Consider the following 240-nt stretch of genomic DNA (forward strand, 5'->3'; position numbering starts at 1 on the left):
ACTCGAACTGAAGTCGTTGGCATATCGAGTGCGGAAGCAGGAAGCGGCGATTGCGTACACCGAACTCCTGATCTACGCGGTTGATCATCTGGATTCCCTGATGAAGGCCCTGAAGTCGAAGGACCCAGATGCGATGCTCCAGAAGCTGATGAAGGTGACTGCCGAGCAAGCCAAGCAGCTGCTTGATCTGCCGACTCGGCGTTGGTCTAAGCTGGATCAAGAGCAGATGAAGGTCAAGCT

At 54.6% G+C, this 240-nt stretch carries 1 protein-coding gene; it reads left to right on the forward strand.

Annotated elements, in window-relative coordinates; genetic code table 11:
• A partial coding sequence (locus AC1RP1_RS08470) for a hypothetical protein (protein ID WP_481762800.1) occupies nt 1-240 on the forward strand: 240 nt, incomplete at both ends.

The sequence above is a fragment of the Dellaglioa sp. CoH-56-MRSF-13 genome (assembly GCF_056782095.1).